This is a genomic window from Mesorhizobium sp. WSM3866 (assembly GCF_002294795.1).
GTDB lineage: Bacteria > Pseudomonadota > Alphaproteobacteria > Rhizobiales > Rhizobiaceae > Mesorhizobium.
The window spans coordinates 1-19,662 of record NZ_NSGC01000031.1 but is presented as its reverse complement, the minus strand read 5'-3'; the positions used below and the strand labels follow the sequence as shown (position 1 = coordinate 19,662).

The following is a 19,662-nucleotide window of genomic DNA, read 5'->3' as shown; positions in this document are numbered from 1 at the left end:
GACGGAATCGAGGTCATCGAAACGAAGCCGCAGAGCGCCGCTTGATCAGCCTCGTCACCCAAATTCCAGCATAGCTCTGAATCGGCCTAGTGGCCGCGAAGGGGAGTAGCAGGGTCCTCGCACCGCGTCGCTCGGGCGCGGTGTGATGCCAGTACACTCGGCTGCTCGCGCGTCTTGATCGGCACGAACCGCATGTTCGGCCACCACCGCTCATGGCCGAACCTAATCAATTCACGAGCAAGCGATGCGCGCTCGAGTAAGCTTCGATGCCGATGAGACAAGACGAAGCCGGGCGAAGAATACCAGGAACTTGCTGTGCCCGAGCCGTCGGCCGCAGAGCCGCACGGCCGGATGCGTCCACAACGTGTACGTGAAAGACGGGAGATCTATTCCGATAGTGACAACAGGCATGACAGGTTTCCCTTGAGCTATAGAGGAAAAACACGCTCCAGTACCGGCGGTTTCGAAGTGCGGGTTAATGGCATCAAATGGGCCGTGCAGCGGCCTGCTACATGAATGTTAGAACCCATCAGCTTATGAGCGAGAGCCCCCTTCAGCCTGCCACCCGTGGCGCTTTGATCAAGGCGGCGCGGCGACCAACGCCGTCAGCTACATCACTTCAACGCGATACGCGCTGGTCCGTCAAAGCGGCCGCAACGTCGTGTCGGTCTCCTGTAGCTTCTAGATCGCCAATCTTGTACGAAGCGCGACACACCAGCTTAAGTATCCCGCAGGCGGGGCGCAAAACCTTGGGTTTTCATTCTAGTTTATATAGCCCCTCTGGTGGCATGCCAATTGCATCGAACCCAATAGCGGATCCAAAACGAGCTGCTCCGCACAACGAAGCAGGGATCCTGGCAGCATGAAGGCATTATAGGAGTAGCTAATGCAAGTAGCCATAGTGAGGAATCTTGAGTCCAAAGGCATACTCAACCGGTTCGGTCAGCCTCGTCCGCAGCCGCCACAGCCCTGGCCGGATACCACCGCGATCGCCGGAACAGTCATTGCGGCACTGCAAGAGGGTGGCCACGAAACGCTGCTGTGCGAAGGCGACAAAGAACTGCTCGCTACCCTCGAACGGTTCATGCCACCCGATCCACAAACCCGCCCGTCGGGGTTCGTCTTCAACTTGGCAGTTGGAATTCAGGGCGAATCCCGTTCCACCCACGTTCCGGCCATGCTCGAGATGGCAGGGGTTCCATACACCGGCTCGGGCCCACTCGGGCATGGATTGGTGGACGACAAGGTCATCAGCAAGACGCTCATGCGCAGTTCCGGCGTGCCGACGGCGAACTTCCGCGTTATGCGCCGCGGCACCGAGAGTACCGGAGACCTGCGATTCCCTTTGGTAGTGAAGCCGCGTCACGAGGACAACAGTTTTGGCTTGCAGATCATACATGAGCCCGCCCAGCTGCGAGAGGCTGTGGAGGTGATCGTTAGCCAGTATGGGCAGGATGCGCTCGTCGAAGAATATATAGAAGGGCGAGAAGTTTGCGTTGCGCTGCTTGGAAACGAAAAACTCGAGGTGTTTCCATTGGTCGAGATCGACTTGGGTGAAGCCGGTTTTTGGACTTGGGAAGCGAAGTACCTGGCGGCTTTCGCGCGGCCGCAAGTTTGCCCAGCGCAAATAGTGAGCAGTTTGGCGACTTTGCTACAGGAGATTTCGGTGGCCACGTTCCGTGCATGCGAGTGCCGGGACTATGCCCGTGTCGACTTCCGGATCGACCGCTCCGGCCAGCCATTCGTGCTGGAGATCAACTCGATGCCGGGGCTCACTATGCTGTCCCCCTATATCAAAGCCGCCATGACTGCCGGACATAGCTACTCGAGCTTGGTCAATCGTATACTCGACGTGGCCCACACGCGGTGCTTCGGAACCGGCATCCGGTAAGTTGCCGCCCATTGGGGAGCGGTTCTGCTTTGCAGATGAGGGCAGAATGGCCCTACATTCCTTGGCCACCCTGTGATGAGGAATTAACGTGGCCGTGGTCGAACCGGCCGGGCTCGACACTTGAGTTGTTCAGCCGATCAAAGAAGACTTGCTCTGGCTTGCAGTTTCCAAACGGCTTCGAAAGCGGGGGTGATCTGCGCCGCACTGTTGATTGGGCTACGACGTCCAAGACGTCGTCATTACGCCAAGGCACTTGATCAATGTTCCTCGCAACTTTGTTCAAGCATGCAAATTGTCCCTGGTTTGAGGTCCCCGTTGCTGACGTCCACGGGGGCTCAGCCGCCGCGTTTAAGAACGGCGGATTGGTCGATCCTGAGCTGTTGTTCGACTGCTTGAGAATTTGAACCGAAACCCATGATCCGTCCCGATGCACTGCGCATGACGGTGGAAACCGAAGATGCCGATCGCGGCTTTGTCGCGCTCGGATCTCTAGAAGCTCGTTTATGCCGGATCGCATGATTGACAAGATGGCTAACCGGCATCAGCCTGATCGGCTCTTCACTAGCGCGTTTCGCCTGCCGCGAGGGACTGGCCGGCTATATCTCCATTGCAACTCGCAGAGTCAAGACCTTGAAGCGCGCTGAGGAGCTGAAGCTCGGCGATCATTACACGACCGACGCGAAGGAGGCGGCTCTCGGGCCAGACCTAGTCGTCCTCTCAGTCCCGGGCGGTTGCTCCAGCGTCGTGGCAGAGGACATTACACCGGCATTTAAGAACGGCGCTATCCTCACCAATGTCGGCTCCGCAAAGGCCTCCGTCATCGCTCAGATTATTTCGCCATGCACGAGACCTGCTGCGAGTTGGACGCGATGTCGCAAAAGCGGGGTGGCCATTGCTATCTGCATGGCTCAGTGCTGATTTGGTACGGTCGGCGTCGGGCCACGGACGGCAATGCCTACCTGCTGAAGCGGTGCTGCGTTGCGCGCTTCTCAAGCGCTATTGGAAGCTAACCTATCAGGAGCTGGCGTTCCACCTTGAGGCCTCAGCCTCGCTTTACGTCTTTGCCCGCCTACCATTGTCATCGAGCCTATAGAAGTCGGATCAGCGCACTCCGGCCGCGACTTGGGTAGTGTTCTGAGAGTTCTGCAAATTCGTTGAGAGAGGGCGGTCATGGCAGGCTGGTGATGCTCAACGTCACCGATTCCCGCGAAGGAACGCCACCATGACCAAGACTGAAAGTAAAATCGCCAGCGCCGCCGTCAAAGACATTCTTCTTTCGAACCCTGATGGACTGCACGAAGTGATCCGTGCGGTGATGCAGGAGGTGCTCGAGGCCGAGATGGACGAGGCGCTGGGTGCTTCGAAAAGCGAACGCACGCCGGAGCGGCTGGGCTACCGCTCGGGCTACTATGGCCGCACCCTTGTCACGCGGGTGGGCAAGCTTGAGCTTAGGGTTCCCCAGGACAGGGCCGGCCGCTTCTCGACCGAACTGTTCGAGCGCTACCAGCGTTCCGAACGCGCCTTGGTGGCGACGCTTGCGGAGATGTATGTGCAGGGTGTTTCGACGCGCAAGGTCAAGGCGATCACGGAGGAGCTGTGCGGCCATGCCTTCTCGGCCTCGTCGATCTCGGCCATCAACAAGCGGCTGGACGAGAGCCTGAAGGCGTTTGCCGAACGTCCGCTTCTGGAGCCATTCCCTTACATCATCCTCGATGCCCGCTACGAGAAGGTGCGCGAAGCCGGCATCGTCAATGAGCCAGGCGGTGCTGATCGCGGTCGGCATCGCCTGGGATGGCAGGCGCCAGATCCTGGCGGTGGAAATGGCCAATCGCGAGAGCGCTCGGCCTGGAAGGACTTTCCTCGTCGCGCTGAAGGGGCGTGGCCTCAAGGGCGTCGAACTGGTCGTCTCCGACGATCATGCCGGCCTGGTCGCGGCGATCGGCGAGGTGATCCCGGAAGCGGCATGGCAGCGCTGCTACGTGCACTTCCTCAGAAACGCACTCGATCACTTGCCCAGAAAGCACGGCGACGACTGCCTGCAGGAACTGCGCTGGCTCTACGCCCGGCGCGATCTCACCGAGGCCAGGGCCGATCTCGCCACATGGCTGGCCAAGTGGTCAGCCCGCTATCCCAAGCTGACCAACTGGGTAGAGTAACCAATCGACTGTACGCAGACCTTCTTCCGGCTGCCGCGCCAGCACCACAAGCACCTGAAGTCCACCAACATGCTGGAGCGCCTCAACGAGGAGATCAGGCGCCGCACCTATGTCGTGCGCATCTTCCCCAATGCCGAAAGCTGCCTGCGCTCGGTCAGGGCATTGGCCGCCGAAACCAACGAAAACTGGATGGAGGCCAATCGATACATCAACATGGACGACCTGCGCGAGCACAAGAAACTCCGCTCTACGCCAAGCCCATGACCAGCTTCATGACCGCCCCTTTTTGCAGAACTTGACGCACACAACCGCGACTTGGGAAGAGACCAACCGAGTCTGCTGTCGAGCGCTCGACAGGCGAAGCTCGAAGACCGCAGTGGTGCGGCTGAATCTGAGTCGAGAGATCCCGGGCGCCAGGATGTTGGAGCTCGACCGCCTTACCCTTACGGGCCAGGGGCAGTCGCACTAGGCGGGGTTGCAGAAAGATACGTGTGCGCAGCTTGGAGCGTTTCTTCGATATCGGCCAAGACACGTGGCAGTTTTAAACTCATCTGCCTGTTATTTTTATCGACCGCACGGAGAAATTCTTCGTCGAACACTGTTACATAGTTGATGTCCGCCAATGCTAGCCGTGAGAGTACAGGAACTTGTGACGTATCTACTATGGTTCTCGGCTCTAATCGGAGAAGCGCGCTCTGGAGAACGGCTTGGTATTCATCATTGACATCAGCGCCTGAGATAACAACCATCGACCGCGGGCGTGCATTCTCAATATCTGCCGGACGCGCTAGCGCGACGTCTATGTCAGTCCAAGCTCTGAGGCGCTTGCGTAGGTTCTTGGGGTTCCGCGTGACGATTGTCGTGGAACGAAATCGCTCTCCCACACCACCTCTGATCAGCTCGCGAGCCAGCTTATCCGCACCGATCATGTAAAGGCAGTCGGGTAGTTCTCCACTCGGAAATCGATCAGCAATGATGTCTCGGATCACGTGACAGTAGTTGAACGATGCAGTGAACCGCTGTCGCTCGCGCGAAGCTCGACCCACGTCGATTGCAAGCCGTACCATTTGGAAAATGGGAAGCTTTTTGTCAAGAGGTTTGATTGCTTTCACCAGCTGATCGCCGATATAGTTATCGCCAAGGACTTGGGAGCGAGCGCCGGACGCAATCTCGGCGAGGCGCCGAATAATATTGACTGCACCTTCAATTCGTGCAGGTGAAAACCCAGAAAATATTGTCTTGTCAATACTTCTCAGTGCCTGCACCTGACCATAGACCTCAACTCGCACGCAAGATGCGACCAAGAGAACTCCGTTTCGTGCAAGATCGTTCGAAATTGGCTTGACCTTAGCCGATCGACGCGCCATTGCCCAAGGCGAGGTCATCTCGTGATCAACGTAATTGCCAAGGAACTCGCTCATCGTTTCCTCCTGAAGTTGATTGAAAGCTCAACTGCCCTTTGGGGGCGGCACCTGCTTGACTACAGGGCTTGCACCGTGGCCCCTCTTAGCCACGATGCAGACCCGCACCCGCGCCTTCGAGAGCCGTGCTGTTGGTCCTTTACCGCCGATCGAACGCGGGGCCACGAGCATGACGATCCGGTCGCAGCTGCTTCTTCCCACAAAGTAGCCAGCAAACCTCGTGCCAATTTCACAGACCCGAAGAAGATTATTCTTCCTGGAGAGTTGGGCCGAACCGCACCGGGCGGCGGGCTCGACGAACCCGACAAGTGGTGTCGGGGAGCCGACGTTTTTGTAAGCGAGCAGAAGAGTTCGGGCAGCCAATCGACACTTACTTCCGCACCATCTGAAGTTTTTCCGCGACCTCAGCCGCAACTGTTACGAGTGTCTCCCAGACTTTGACCTCAGCGGCTACTATTTTGTAGGCGGACGAGAGGGTACATGGAGGGGCTGTCAAATTGATTTGGCAATAAGGAAATTGAGATAGTAGCAGGGCCCATGACCGCGAGTGCACAACCTACCACAATTTGCCGCTATCCGACCGAAATCGTGGCGAGTCCAGTCTGGCTCTACTTCCGCTCAATCCGATCCTGAGAAGCCGATACCGGTGCCTTCATCGAGGGGGCACCAAAACTCAAGCCATACAAGTGGATCAAGTTCGCCGACGATATCCTGTCGTCATTCAAACGTTTCTGATAAAAACAGAGAGGACTTACGTAGAACTTATTCACGCGACTAGAAGCTTCAGTTATTTCATTGGAGCTTGTCACAACCCAACTTCGGCAGGCCATGAGCGAGGACATGGAGGGGCGCAACCTCGCGCTCAACACCCCGCGCTTGCATCAGGTTTTCCTGTTTACACGTCACTTTGGCACGTCAGTTGGTGCGCCGATGTCGGGAACCCCACAAAGTGTCACGCCGTTCCAGCGGGCGCGCGTGCTTCACTCCTTTGGTAAGCAAGGAGCAGCACCGCATTCCGCATCTGGCACGCCGATTGCGGGGATGATGAGCAAGTGCCGCCGCGACAACTGGTCGTAACGGCCCGTCCCAAGATCGCAGATAACATTGGAGTGCGAGCTATGTTGTCCCAGTTTGAAAACCAGTCCATAAACCAGGAGGTCGCTAGGCTCAATCTGCCGAACTCTCGGATCAAGCGCTACGCTCCGGCTAGTTACGCAATAGCCGGAGAAGACGTTATTGTCGAAGGGATATTGGCTGCGAGCCTCTGCAAGAGCCAAAGGTCTTGGGCCAGTGTATTCTATGTCGAAATTGGCGCTAATCACCCCATCTCCACCTCAAGTACCTATCTTATGTACCAAAGAGGCGCGCGAGGTGTTCTAGTTGAACCCAATCCTGAATTGGAGGCGCTGATCCGCACTGCGCGCCCGGAAGACGTTCTCGTGAGATCTGTAGTGTTGCCCGCTCCGCAAGCCTCTGCCACGCTCTTCATCGGGAACGCCCATGAGCTTTCCTCGGTGGACAAAGCACATGTTGAAAACTACGGCGACCTCGACGGGATAGGTGGTATCCGAGAACACATTGAGGTGAGCGCGATCGGGATCAATGAACTATTGACCCCTTATGCCAATAAGGTCGATTTTTTATCCATCGATTGCGAAGGACCGGATCACGATCTCGTTAGGGCCATTGACTACGAGCGCATCAGACCTGCTGTCATCCAGTGCGAGCCAAGGGAGTATTATCTAAAGGGCGCCACGGCTCAGATCATCAATCTGATGGAATGCAGATCATACCGACTTGCTGCAAGGACTGACATCAACCTCATCTTCGAGCGATTGCCCTAATGCAGCGGCCCAAATCGAACGCTGTCATCGAACAATACACACCAAACCCCTGCCATTGCGTCCGACCCTCGGGCGCCGCGCGGAAGTAGGATCGAAGCGCGTTTAGTGCAAGCGGTAGCCGTCCGGTGAACCCGTAGCGGTTTGGGTTCACCGGGAATAATGATCAGTCGGTCTGATCGCGATGGATTGCGATAAGTTCCTGCACCTGCCCGATGCCGAAGTCGGTGTAAGCAATCGTCTCTTCGTCGCCCGGACCATAGACCCAGACTATTCCGTCTTCGGGCTCCATGCCGCTGGCGATATCCGAGAGCCATTTTTCGTCTTCGTCGAGCTCCGCGGCAACGCGAGCGGTCTTGGTGATGCGGCAGGCTTTGGTGGTGTGCATCTCAGGCGGCCGCGGCGTCGACGCCTCGCGCCGCCAGTTCCAAGGGAGGAGTTCGGCGATCCGCTGTGCTGGATGGGCTGCGATACGCGCCAGCGTGTGGGGAGCCAGGCCTGAGAATCAACGTCATTGAACTGGCGCTTTATTCTTTATTCCGACCGCGAACTGTGCCAAGCGCCTCTTCCGATCATGGCGGTGCTCATTCGAATCAGGTTCGTGCCAGGAACCCGACCTACCTGGCAACATCATGGCCTCTGCTACGCCGCATGCTCGCTTCAGCGTTGTCGAGGGGTGCGCTTCTCTATTCGGCCTGTTGAAGTCAAGCGCTTATCGAGCTTTCCGCTTCGCCTGGGGATCAGAAGAGTGAGGCGGAACAATCTCAGACCCGTCCTGATCGCTGTGATGCGACCGGTATGCAACGCTCGCGAACTCACCTCATTCATCGTTGCGCAACAGACCGTGGATGTCGTTTTTCGATGGCTCGTCAGCGTCTTGACATGGACCGGGGCGAAACAGGTTGACGCGTATCATGTGGGCAATGCCTCGGGCGTCAATGCGGCCGGTTTGTTCTGTTGCGCCTCCAGGAAGGCTTTGGTGTGGGGGTTTCGATGTACACCTCGGCAAGCCGGCTTCGGCATGAACAGCCATTGCGACAATGGCCCGGCTTCAAGCCCGATCCGCACAAAGGCCCAGGCAGGATCCGAGAGCAGCCGCACAAAATCCTCGGGATGGCTCTCCATTTTCATCTCCGGGCAGATCATGCCGGTTTCGTCGACGATGCAAATCGCGGTCTCCTTTACGGAGACATCCAATCCTGCATAGTATTTCATGCTGCGCTTCTCCTTCTGATGCTTGCTGCGGCATGCAGACCACGTTTAAAAAGCGCAGTACCTTCAAACTATCCACCAAGCATTGTCGCCCGAAGATAAGGCTCAAGCCGAATACCGCATCCCGGGAACGGCTTCGTCACCGCCGAGTTACACCAGTCGCGGCACGCGACCTCACCGACACCTGTGACTGACAATTGGACGAAGCGGCATTCGCAAGCCACGCCGCTTGGATGGACAAGATTCTCCTCGTGTCGGACATTTCGACCGCTGCACTGCAGCTCACATTGTACCGAAGATATCACGCGCGCAAAGCTGTCGGATTTTCTTTACAGTTGATCGCGCTCTGCGTGGCTGGTCAGGTGATGGCGGCATCTGTGGAGGCCGTTCTACCTCCGAACGAGGCAGCGCAAACGGCTTGGGATCCCGGAAGCGCATGAGCACGTTCCGCGTGACTCGCGAGACGTCGTTGTCATAATCATTGATGGGCAGGCTCATGCACCAGGATATCGACCCGACGGAGAAAACCGCTCCGCCGCCTGTGGTTTCGAAAAAGACGATGTCTGAGCGAACGTTCTTGTTCTCAGTCGCCCCGATCATCCAATGCATCGCGCCGAACTCTTCCTTGGCCAACACCATGTTATCGGTATGGCCGATCGAAGTGGCTATAACGACAGCGTGCCTCGGGGATCCAAGGGCTGGATCGTAACGGTCCAGTTCTTGTCCGGCCGCGCCGTTGCCGGACAGGCCATAATCCCCGAGCCTGGGGCCTTTGGTGATACCGTCGAAGACAAAATCGACACGGGGATCCGTGCTGCCTGGGCTCCACTGGTAATATGAACCTGACATGAAACCATTCGCGCAAAAGCCAATTCCAACGAGTTGGTTGGGGGTTCGGTCCTGACGACGCCACATCCCGCCGTATTCGCCAGTCATGCTCATAAAATATTCGCCCGCTTCAGCGGACCATGCGCGGGAACCGTCTTCAGCGCGCCGAACCTCGATCAATCCAGGCAGGGTGGGATGAAACGCAGTCCGCCAATAGAACCCGTTGCCACCCAGATACATCAAACGCCCGCCGCGGCCGAGATGGGTCTTCAACGCATCCCACATCGCCAACGAAACGTATTCGGGATGGCATCCAGTCAAGACGACCCGATAAGGGGCGAGGATGCTCTCTCCTTCGTTTTGAAGGTCTTCGTCCGTGATAACGTCTGCGCTGATGCCTAGCGCATCGAGCCAGCCCGTCAAATATCCGTCACCACCGAATCTCCAATATTTCGCATTCGGCGACATGGTTAAGATCGGTCGCAGGCGCGAGGAATAACAAACGCCGCTTCCGTCGGTGTGAAGATCGTACAGCGACTTTCCGTATTCCGGGTTCTCATTGAGGAAAACGTCGTCTTCTCCGAAAACCAAAAGGCTGCCCATGCTCATTTCGTCGAGCGGATCGCGTGCGATGAGCGTCTGGTTGGCATAGGCCATGTAGCTCGCCGTGGAGGCCAGGTAAACGACATCGGAAGTGGCCTGACCCTTCGGCGGCCGTACGAAAAAGATCACATACGCTGGGCTCGCATCCTGAGCGTCGAGGCGCGCGGCATAAACGCCGCTTTCTAGGCCGCTCGGGATCGTGAAGGCAAAGTCGGTCGACCAGGCGGCGTCATAGAGATCATCGTCGTGAAAATGGATGGCACCATATTCATGTGGCGCGGTTCGCCAGTCATGGAACTGCCCGGTCCAGTTGTAACCTTTCATGGCCCGCGTAGGCATGTTTACCAGGCGACCATCCAGCCCATTGCCCGAAACATCTTTGAAGACATCTGAGCCCTGATCGATGCTGAAATCCCAATCGCCCGAAACGTACTCGTTAAGCCGCTCGACTGCGGCGCCGCTGCCAAGCGAGGCCATCTCCTCAACGGAAAGGGCGCAGGCGTGAAGCTTAGGGGAATCGATCTTTCCGTTGTAGTGTCCCCCCAAAAGCAGTCCGTTGCCACCGGAGGCTTTGTGGGCAGCGATAAAGAAATGTCTTTGCCCAGCCTTCCCCTGAGAGGCAGCAATATCAAACTTGCGGGTCTCCGCGGAGCCGAGATCTCCGATGTCGCAGCGGGGGCTCTGGTGTAGGACTACCGTGCGATCTTTTGCGCTATAGCTGGCAGCAACGAAGACCCACTGCCTCTCAAGCAAGGGCGTGGGCAAATTGGCGGTGGACACGTTCCCTTCCCCATCACCCATCCGGAACGTCAATCGACCTGTCTCGTCGATCTCGATCGCAAACCCCAAGCTGCGGCTCTCGTCCCAAGTACCGGCGATTGTTTGACGCTTGGTTCCAAGCAGGGTTGGCCAGAGCCAGGTCTGGAACGTGAAATCCTCCAATACGGAAAACGTGGTCGCATGGTCGACATAGCCGTAAGACCCGGTATGGATTGGCTGCCGTCGGGCGGGATATTCCCCCTTGAACGCTGCATCGACTTCACGTTCGATCAAACCGGCTGTGCGCGGATGCTCCTCAGTAGTGATGAGCCGCACTAGCCGAGCTGAGTAGGTCGATCCAGGACCGTGCGAACTCACCTTGAATTCAACGGTGTCGCCCGGCTTGGCGCTCATAATGTTTGTATAACCAGCCAGCATCCTCATGCTACAGCTCCGTCCGGAAGCTCAGTTCCGAAATGTTGGCGCCAGCGTTGGCGGAACACGTACCACTCCGCCTCCGCCAGATCCTCAAAGATGATGTCCTCATGTCTTGTCATGGGACGGCCCGGAATCCCTGTGAGGCTGACGAGCATCCAGCTGCGATTGGGCCGGATTGTCAGCAAGGCGTGTTTCCCGGCGATTGGAACACTGCGAAACTTGCGCAGGAGCTTCTGCAGGTTCGGGCTGTGATGCCCGAACGGTGCACGACGGAATTCACCTGCCAGTGCAAGTGCCTCTGAGGGATCTGCAACGTTCATGAGTTCTCACCTGGCCTGAGTTGCTGCCTTTGCGGGAGCAAGCTCGCTCTCGAGCGCGGCGTCGATCGATTCGTCGAGGATGCCCAGGGCTTCGTCGACGAGCGCGTCCGTCAGGACCAGCGGGACAAGGAAGCGGATGACGTTGAAGTGGCGCCCGGCCGATGCGAGCAGCAGACCGCGGCTGGCTGCTTCCTTGATGACCTTGGCGGTGAGCGCGCGTGCCGGCTTGCGGGTTTCGCCATCTTCGACCAGTTCCGCGCCGATCATCGAGCCCAGCCCTCGGATATCGCCAATCACGGTGCGGTTCCGCTTCTTCTGGATTCGCTGCAAGCCAGCCGTGAGACGCTCACCGATCTCATTGGCGCGGCCAAGCAGATTCTCCTCCTCCAGCACATCCAGCACGGCTAGAGCAGCCGCACAGGCCAGCGGATTGCCCGCATAGGTGCCGCCCAAGCCGCCGGCGGCAACCGAATCCATGATCTCGGCCTTGCCGACGATCGCGGCAACCGGGATGCCAGCTGCCATGCTCTTGCCCATCGTGATCAAGTCTGGCTCGATGCCGGTATGCTCAATCGCAAACAGGCGGCCGGTTCTGCCGAAGCCGGACTGCACCTCGTCGGCGACGAGGACGATGCCATGCTGATCGCAAAGGCGCCGGATGCCCGCCATGAACTCAACGGGCCCCGGAATGAAGCCGCCTTCGCCCAGAAGCGGCTCGATGACGATCGCCGCGACCGCGCTCGCCTCGATCTCGGTTTCGAAGAGCGTGTCCAACTCCGCAAGGCAGTGCTCGACGCTGACGCCCCGATAGAGATCCGGATAGGGCGCGCGATAGACGTTGCCCGGGAACGGCCCGAACGACTGCTTGTATGGATTGACCTTTCCCGTCATTGCCATGGTCAGCAGCGTGCGGCCGTGAAAGGCACCGCCGAAGACAATGATGCCGCGCCGCTTGGTGTAGGCGCGTGCTAGCTTGACGGCATTCTCGACAGCCTCTGCACCGGTCGTGACGAGCAATGTCTTGGCCCGCCCACCCACCTTGCAACGCGGGTTCAAACGCTCAGCCACGGCGAGGTAGCTCTCATAAGGAGCGGTGCCGAAGAAGGTGTGGCTGAACTTGGTAAGCTGGGCCTGTATGGCAGCGACGACCTTCGGATGCGAGTGGCCGACCGCCAGAGCACCCATTCCGCTCAGGAAGTCAATATATCGCCGCCCCTCCACGTCCCAGATCTCGGAACCTTGAGCTCGCTCAACATATATTGGAAAGGACCAAGCCCCCCCCGCCGAAACAGCCGCATTCCTACGCTCGTCCAAAGCAACATTCGACACCATTTAATTACCTCCAGGTTGGATTGCCTTGAGACGCGCCATAAAACCACGCCTATTCGCCAAAGCTTCGCGGGATGAGACTGTCATTCTTTGAACTCGATTCACTGGGCTCGTCGAAAACTCACCTTTCCCTCAAATTTGGATGGCCGTTGCGTGTGCCGATGGCCTGTTTGACAGAAGCGCTGTGACCCTGCTTCGGAAGCGCAAACCTGCCCCTATTGTGGAAGGCGTAATATCGGCACCCGGCCTCTCAGTCGGCCTATTGGATGGATTACTTGCGACCTGTTAGTAGGACCCGTGGGGATCGGCAGGTTCCTGATGAGATCAACGTTTATGTCGGGGTCGATCCACCCCGGCGCGACTCCGTTGCAACAGACCCCTTCGCTTGTCGATCGCATCGCCCGCGTCAGGCAGCGGATACCGGACCGCTTTGGAGGTGCAGTAGGCCGCGAGTTTCGCATTGCAAACAGCCCTTCGATTGAGCCGACGTTTGGTGCCGCTCGCCGAACGTAGGTGGAGGCGTACATCGATGCCGCACGGCAGCGCTCTCTTAAGTTCCGTCTGGATACCGCGATTGATCGTGCAGTCATGTCGCAATGCTCTCTGTGACATACCTTGCCTTGCGCAGCCCGCCAGCAAATTGTGGGGACTCTATACCTCTGGTGAGCTGCCGCTTTCAGGTATGCGGAACACCCAGTAATGAGCGTCCTCCTCAGCGACGTATCTGCCGTTGTTCAGACATTGTGTCAGCACGAGTACACCCGCATCCTGGAGACGCTTCACCTCATCTGCGAAGCATGTAGCATCCGCATAGCTCCTGCGGGTGTTTGCGATGATAAACCCCTTCGGGCGCGTAACGCGGGCCAACTCACGCAGCCGATCTGGTTGGACATGCCCGAGCGTTAAGACGCCGCAGCACACCGTGATATCATAGCTCGCAGAGTATCCGGAGAGCGGCACGCTAAGATCAACGTCGCCTCTAACTTCGCGGTAGACGCGAGTTTCCCGAGCCTTTTGGGCCATCTCCTTGGAGAGGTCGAACCCGTCGATTAACCGGAATCCGAGGCGTTCCAGTTCCACTCCGACGAGGCCCGTTCCACAGCCCGCGTCCAAAATCGCGGTGGCTGCTCGTTCCTTGTCCAAATAGGCCATTTGTACAACAGCCGCGAGTTCGGCCACGATGGTTGGCGCGCAATATCGGTACTGAACAACGTCCAGATCGTAAGTGCTGGCCCATTGGCGGTAGAACTTGGCTAAGCGATCGGCGTCGCCATCGAGGCCAAGGACCTCCTTGATGCGCTTGTGTGCGGTGTGCTCCAGGGCGGTTTCCTTGTCGACAGTGTTCATCACAGCTCCTTGGCACGTAAGCAGATGCTCCTCGGCGGCGCCGCTGGCGAGCTGCTAGCCAACAGGCTTCAAAACTCGTGCCAACTGGTGAATCGTGTGAAGCCCTTTCATCGAACCAGGTCCGCCGATGCAGCCTCTTCCGCTTGCAAAGCATTTGAGGCGCTCGAACTTTGAATTGGCGCAGGCGAAGTAAGAAACGTTCCTGCGCGATAGGGCCCTCACCACGAAGGAGAATCCCCCAGACCTAAAAAGTCGCGAACCGTACAAAGTGGGAGTAAGCCAACAGAATGTAGGCTAGGTGCGTGTCTTCCCAAGCCAGCCGGATAGGGGATGAATTGATGATAAGGCGCATCTTCACGGCAGCCGCCAGGCAACATAGGGGTTCGGCGCAGCCTGCACCGCTTGTGTTGATCTCTTCGGTAAATTGCCGTGTCGTCCGCATAGGCTGGCAACGGCGTCCAGTGTGCTCTATGCCGCTTCAAGCGACGGGCTTTCCACGCTCTCAGCAAGTGCCCTCACCCCGTTGTCCTGTTAGAAACGCCTGCGCCGTGAAAGTGGTAACCTGGCGCAGCCACTCGATATGGAGCTCTTAGATCCTTCTGTAGTCGGTGCTCTGGCGATCAACCAACTGATTGATCTCGGCAGCCTGGCGCCCGAAAGCTCATGCCCGCGGCAAGGCTGGGCGAGAAAGGGGTGGGCTGTAGTGTCCATAGCTAAGCATGCCCGCCCGCTCGCCTCTTTCGCGATAAGTGGTCGCGCAACCGAGAGGCGACGATAGCTGTGCCGACATTGTGGCGAGCGGCATTCGTGCTTGCCCTCGCAACTTGCCATGGACAAGGATACTGATACCTCCCGACTGCCGATCGGCATGATTAGAGACTGAGCACCGCGACCTCGCTGGCGCGCAAGCCGAGCCTGGAGAACGCCACCCCTGTTTTTGGCCCATTCCATGGAAAATCCTACTGTAGTGACTAGAACTTTGGCAGGCGAGGCAAGCCGCCAAGTCGGCCGCCGGCGCGCGGTGACTGTCAAGGCTGAGTCGCAGGCCCAATCGCGCGGCGACTCCGCACTGGTGGTTACGAGCAGGCAGCAGGCTCGCTCGGTCGGCAGGCGCTTGGCGCGGTCTCGTCAATCGATCCGGAGCGGAGTTCGCCATAGGTCGGTGTGGGTGCCGCGCCGATAGAAGTCATTGAATCCGACGCAATCGCGGGCGCCACTTTTTCAGCAGCTGCGTGATCACAATAAGAATTTGTGTACTTGCTTTAACTACACTTCACATTAGTGAAATGATGTTTATCTTTACCTCTTTAAACGCACGACTTAGTTTCCTTTTCAGATCGCAACGAGGGTGTGCAGCTTCCCGACGCGCGGTGCCGGGCTCGCGACGTCTCAGCCAACAGTTCTGGTTTTGAATGGCGAGGCCCAACCCTGGAAGAGCTGGAGATGAAGGACCTTGGCCTATTATTGGGATCCGACGCCGTCTTGGTCCAGTCCTTCCAGCGGCTACAAACTACGCTATTTTTTCAATGAATCGGGGATGCGATCTGCATCACTGCTGCTTAACGGCAGCCGGCACCTACGAGAGTACCTACCTCAACTTCGCCTAGCCTGTTGGCTAAACGTGCACCACTAATAACCGGGTGAACAAATGACGAAATCAGATTTGGTCCAGCTCGACGACAGGCTTCATGCCCAGCGTCAGACATTCGAGAGACTCCCAATTGTTGACGTGGGCCCGTTGCTGGACGGAAGCGATGCACGCAGCGTGGCGAAGGAATTTCGGTGGGCACTAGCCAACGTCGGCTTCATGTATATCAAGAACCACGGCATATCAGGGAAGTTGCTGGATGAGACCTTTGCGCAGGCCAAGGCTTTCTTCAACCTGCCGCTCCAAGAGAAAATGAACCTGCACATTAGTAATTCCGGGGTCGCGCTGCGCGGTTACATCGAAATCTTCGGCGAAAACACGGACCCGTCAAAAACCAAGGACTTAAAGGAGTGTTTTGACATCGGCCCCGAGCGGCCCAATGTCGAGAGCCCGTTCTTCGGCCCGAACCAGTGGCCGGCCACCCTGCCCGGTTTCAGGGAGACCGTTTTCGCCTATCACGAGGCGATGAAGGAGCTGTCGATAACGATAGTGAAGGGCATTGCACTCAGCCTTGACCTTCGATCAGATTTCTTCGAGCCGAAAATGAAGGATCCCATTACGTCTCAACGCTTGCAACGCTATCCGCCACAGACTGGTGTCGTGGACGAGAGGATCATCGGTATCGGCGCGCATACCGACTTTGGTACCCTAGGCATTATCGCCCAGGATAGCGTTGGAGGGCTTCAGGTGATGAATCGAGATGGGATTTGGGTGGAAGGCACGCCAATCCCCGGTACCTTCGTCGTCAACATCGGTGATTTGCTGCAGAAGATGACCAACGACCTCTATCTGGCCAACCTACATAGAGTGGTGAACACCTCTGGACGGGAACGCTACTCGATCCCGTTCTTCATCGACGCCGACGATGACGCCGTTGTCGCGCCCTTGGAGAGCTGCATTTCCGAAGCCAATCCGGCGCAATACCAGCCGACCACTTGCGGAGCATACAAGTTTAGGAAGTATATCTATCATTTTCCGCATTTGAGAGGTCGAAATGGATATGGCGCCGCTCCTCTCCCAATTGGCCAAAAGTGATCTTAAATAGACCGTGCCAATTGGTTTCCGACTAGACATCGAGATATTCCTTGATGCTGCGATGGTATTGGACGACGAAAAGTGTTCTCTATCCAGCCATGCCGGCCTGGTAACGCAACTGACTTGCGAAATGGTACCCCAACAATGACCGCCTTTTCTATTGTGAACCGCAAAATTGATCCGACACGAAGGGGACATGCTCTGAAGCCGGACGGGAGCATCGACGACAATGACCGAGTGGAGATCGGGCCGACGGATTTAGCGTTTGCCGAGTGGTCCGCGCAGGGTCTTACACCGCCGAATTTGGACCGCATGCGTAAGGCGCGGCTAGACCGTGTCGTCCAGCAACTCCGTCAGCGGGATTATGCTGGAGTGCTGTGCTTCGATCCGCTGAATATCCGATATGCTACTGATTCTTCGAACATGCAAATCTGGATCATGCACAATACTTCCCGAGCCATTTTCGTATCGGCGGACGGGCATGTCGTTCTTTGGGACCTTCGGGGCTGTAGTCAGCTGTCTGGGCACCTCCCGCTCATCAACGAGATCCGAGAAGGTGGGGCGGGCTTTTACTACTTTGTCGCCGGCGACGAAGGAGAGCCCCTCGCGAAGGATTTTGCTGGGCAAGTCGATCAACTGCTGCGCCGCTTTGGTGGCAAAAACAGACGTCTGGCTGTTGACAAAATTGAGATCCTGGGTCTGCGCGCTCTAGATGCCTTCGGCATTGAGGTGTGCAACGGCATGCAACTGATGGAGCATGCACGGGCAGTGAAGGGGATCGACGAGATCAACGCGATGCGCTGTTCAATCGCAACCTGTGAGATTGCAGTCGCCAAGATGCGCGACCGTTTGCGACCAGGTATCGCCGAAACGGAATTGTGGTCCGTCCTTCATGCTGAGAACATCGCCCGCGGTGGCGAATGGATCGAAACGCGCCTTCTCACGTCCGGCCCTCGTACAAATCCGTGGCTGCAGGAAGCGGGGCCACGTCGGATTAATACAGGGGAGCTTGTCGCATTCGACACCGATGTTGTTGGGCCTTACGGCATGTGTGCGGATTTCTCCCGAACGTGGTACTGCGGCGACGGCCGACCGAGTGACGAGCAGAAAAGGCTTCACGCGATTGCTTATGAGCACATGACGGCCAATATGGTCATGCTAAAACCAGGCTTATCCTTCACAGAGATCACGGAACGCAGTCACAGACTCCCTGCGGAATTCGTCGAGCAACGCTACGGCTTGATGATGCATGGAATAGGCCTTTGCGACGAATATCCTGCCATTTTTTATCCGGAAGATTTCATCCCAGGAGCATTTGACTATGTGCTCCAACCGGGCATGACGCTGTGCGTGGAATCATACATTGGAGCCGTTGGCGGGCACGAGGGCGTGAAACTAGAAGAGCAGGTGCTGATCACAGAAAATGGCGTGGAAAATCTCACAAAGTGTCCTTTCGATCCAGCTTTGATGAGCACAGCTTGAGGCACCTCTTGCGCCGGTAGATCCCGTCCGCGGGTCGACGAATTGATCGTGCTGTGGCGCCAGAGGCCGCTTTAACTCAGCGTCTACTTGCCGGAGGCGGACCGCTGGGACGTTTTTGCGGCATTGGCCGGAGTTTGCACCCAAGTGATGGGCTACTCCCGTAACTAGATTAGCGGGAGAGCATGGTCATGTTAGTAGGACTGAATGGAATATCATCACCCCGGGCACAATAACGTGAGCCGATCGGCATACCCCGGCTGTCATAACCAGACCTGGGGAGCACATCGGTCGCAGGTGCTTCCCGTGCTTCTATTTGAGGATCGCCATGGCACTTGAGATCAGGGATGCGCGGCCAGAGCATGAACGTGCCTGGCGCAAACTGTGGGACTGCCACGTGCAGTTCTTCAGGACGACACTCAAGCGCGAGGTGACTGCTACCGCCTGGAGGCGCATTCTCGATCCGGCCTCGCCGGTGAACATGCGGGTGGCTGAGCAGGACGGCACGCCTGTAGGCTTCGCTATCCATTTCCCCCACCCTTCGTCGTGGGTCAAGAGCAATGACTGCTATCTTGAGGATCTTTATGTTGACGAGCATTTCCGCGGCTCCGGCATTGGCCGGGCGCTCGTCGACGACCTCGTCGCAATTTGCAAAAAGAACGGCTGGGAGCGGCTTTACTGGCACGCCGATAAGGACAACGCCCGCGCGCGTAGGCTCTATGATTCCTATGTCGAGGAGGATGGGCACGTGCGTTACCGGATGCGTATCTTTAAGTAAGAGGTATTGTCCACGACCGCGCGCAGGTTCATCGTCGTCGGTCATGGCTGATTCCTTCGAATCAGGTTGGTGTCAGCAACCCGACGCTACCGGGGAACGTCGATGACCGCTGCTATCGCCGCTCGCTTCAGCTCTGCTGAGCAGCCCGCTCGCGGGCGCTTGGTCACCGCCGAGCTACATCACTCAGCGGGACACTACCTGCCGGCCTGGTCGGGGCGATCGGCGAGGTCAACCCGAGGCGGCCTGACCGCGCTGTTACCTGCACTTCCTCAGGAACGCCTCCCGAGTTCCGGCTTAGAAAGCGAGACGACGGTTGATGCAGTGGCTGAGTTGTGACGGGCGTGACCTTTGCCCAGACCAGGGCATCATCCGAATGGTCGCCTCGCTATCCCCGCCTGACTCGCTGGCTGAGGATAACATTGAGCAGACGCCTGCCTCTTCCGCGTGCCAGCCCCACTTCAATAGTGTCAACGTCCAGAAGCACCGCGATGAGGAGATAATGCGCATTTCGCAAAAGCCGGACAGGGGTTCCGCTAATTCCCGGACAGTGGTTTCGCTAATGTCGGGACAGTCTGGC

General features: G+C 57.6%; 12 protein-coding genes and 5 pseudogenes. 9 read left to right on the top strand and 8 right to left on the bottom strand.

From position 1 onward, the window contains the following. Positions 1-886 precede the first annotated feature (886 nt). From CK222_RS30910 to CK222_RS30900, 4 genes and pseudogenes are all read left to right on the top strand, one after another. Positions 887-1,891, top strand: coding sequence for a hypothetical protein (locus CK222_RS30910; protein ID WP_095802939.1), 1,005 nt, complete (start codon positions 887-889; stop codon positions 1,889-1,891). 519 nt (positions 1,892-2,410) lie between these two features. Continuing rightward, a pseudogene (locus CK222_RS30905) lies at positions 2,411-2,722 on the top strand (prephenate dehydrogenase/arogenate dehydrogenase family protein); the annotation flags it as partial. An 8-nt stretch (positions 2,723-2,730) separates the two neighbouring features. Beyond that, positions 2,731-2,966 (top strand): annotated as a pseudogene (locus CK222_RS33295) (ISNCY family transposase); the annotation flags it as partial. Positions 2,967-3,113: 147 nt separating this feature from the next. Beyond that, a pseudogene (locus tag CK222_RS30900) lies at positions 3,114-4,311 on the top strand (IS256 family transposase). 179 nt (positions 4,312-4,490) lie between these two features. On the opposite strand, the gene CK222_RS30895 reads toward CK222_RS30900, so the two are convergent. After that, positions 4,491-5,468 carry a hypothetical protein gene (locus CK222_RS30895; protein WP_095802937.1) on the bottom strand — a complete coding sequence of 326 codons (978 nt, stop codon included), beginning with the start codon at positions 5,466-5,468 and terminating at the stop codon, positions 4,491-4,493. Between the two features lie 828 nt (positions 5,469-6,296). Between CK222_RS30895 and CK222_RS30890 the strand changes: the two genes are divergently transcribed. Continuing rightward, the gene (locus tag CK222_RS30890; RefSeq protein ID WP_141247175.1) at positions 6,297-6,545 is read left to right on the top strand and encodes a hypothetical protein; all 249 of its coding nucleotides are present in this window, start codon (positions 6,297-6,299) and stop codon (positions 6,543-6,545) included. Positions 6,546-6,586: 41 nt separating this feature from the next. After that, complete coding sequence (locus tag CK222_RS30885; protein WP_095802935.1) at positions 6,587-7,312, top strand: FkbM family methyltransferase; 726 nt, start codon at positions 6,587-6,589, stop codon at positions 7,310-7,312. Positions 7,313-7,475: 163 nt separating this feature from the next. Here the strand turns inward: CK222_RS30885 and CK222_RS30880 are convergent, their stop codons facing one another. The 7 genes and pseudogenes from CK222_RS30880 to CK222_RS30855 form a co-directional block, all read right to left on the bottom strand. Beyond that, positions 7,476-7,697, bottom strand: coding sequence for a hypothetical protein (locus CK222_RS30880; RefSeq protein ID WP_095802934.1), 222 nt, complete (start codon positions 7,695-7,697; stop codon positions 7,476-7,478). Positions 7,698-7,727: 30 nt separating this feature from the next. After that, positions 7,728-7,831: pseudogene (locus CK222_RS32075) on the bottom strand (transposase domain-containing protein); the annotation flags it as partial. A 333-nt stretch (positions 7,832-8,164) separates the two neighbouring features. After that, a pseudogene (locus CK222_RS30875) lies at positions 8,165-8,524 on the bottom strand (IS110 family transposase); the annotation flags it as partial. Positions 8,525-8,803: 279 nt separating this feature from the next. Continuing rightward, positions 8,804-11,155: a N,N-dimethylformamidase beta subunit family domain-containing protein gene (locus CK222_RS30870; RefSeq protein ID WP_095802932.1), complete on the bottom strand. Its 2,352-nt coding sequence runs from the start codon at positions 11,153-11,155 to the stop codon at positions 8,804-8,806. Beyond that, entirely contained in the window at positions 11,152-11,469 is a 318-nt protein-coding gene (locus tag CK222_RS30865) for a hypothetical protein (RefSeq protein WP_095802931.1), read from the bottom strand. Before CK222_RS30865 ends, CK222_RS30870 begins: the two co-directional genes overlap by 4 nt. 6 nt (positions 11,470-11,475) lie before the next feature. Beyond that, a complete protein-coding gene (gabT, locus tag CK222_RS30860) occupies positions 11,476-12,801 on the bottom strand; it encodes a 4-aminobutyrate--2-oxoglutarate transaminase (RefSeq protein ID WP_095802930.1) in 1,326 nt (441 codons plus the stop codon). A 648-nt stretch (positions 12,802-13,449) separates the two neighbouring features. Next, on the bottom strand, positions 13,450-14,145 hold the full coding sequence (locus CK222_RS30855; RefSeq protein ID WP_095802929.1) for a class I SAM-dependent methyltransferase: 696 nt from the start codon (positions 14,143-14,145) through the stop codon (positions 13,450-13,452). A 1,648-nt stretch (positions 14,146-15,793) separates the two neighbouring features. Between CK222_RS30855 and CK222_RS30850 the strand changes: the two genes are divergently transcribed. The 3 genes from CK222_RS30850 to CK222_RS30840 all read left to right on the top strand — a co-directional run bounded on the left by CK222_RS30850 (position 15,794) and on the right by CK222_RS30840 (position 19,085). Next, entirely contained in the window at positions 15,794-16,828 is a 1,035-nt protein-coding gene (locus tag CK222_RS30850; RefSeq protein WP_095802928.1) for a 2-oxoglutarate and iron-dependent oxygenase domain-containing protein, read from the top strand. Positions 16,829-16,972: 144 nt separating this feature from the next. Continuing rightward, the gene (dddP, locus tag CK222_RS30845; protein WP_095802927.1) at positions 16,973-18,310 is read left to right on the top strand and encodes a dimethylsulfonioproprionate lyase DddP; all 1,338 of its coding nucleotides are present in this window, start codon (positions 16,973-16,975) and stop codon (positions 18,308-18,310) included. A gap of 325 nt (positions 18,311-18,635) precedes the next feature. Then, on the top strand, positions 18,636-19,085 hold the full coding sequence (locus CK222_RS30840; RefSeq protein WP_095802926.1) for a GNAT family N-acetyltransferase: 450 nt from the start codon (positions 18,636-18,638) through the stop codon (positions 19,083-19,085). Positions 19,086-19,662: the final 577 nt, after the last annotated feature.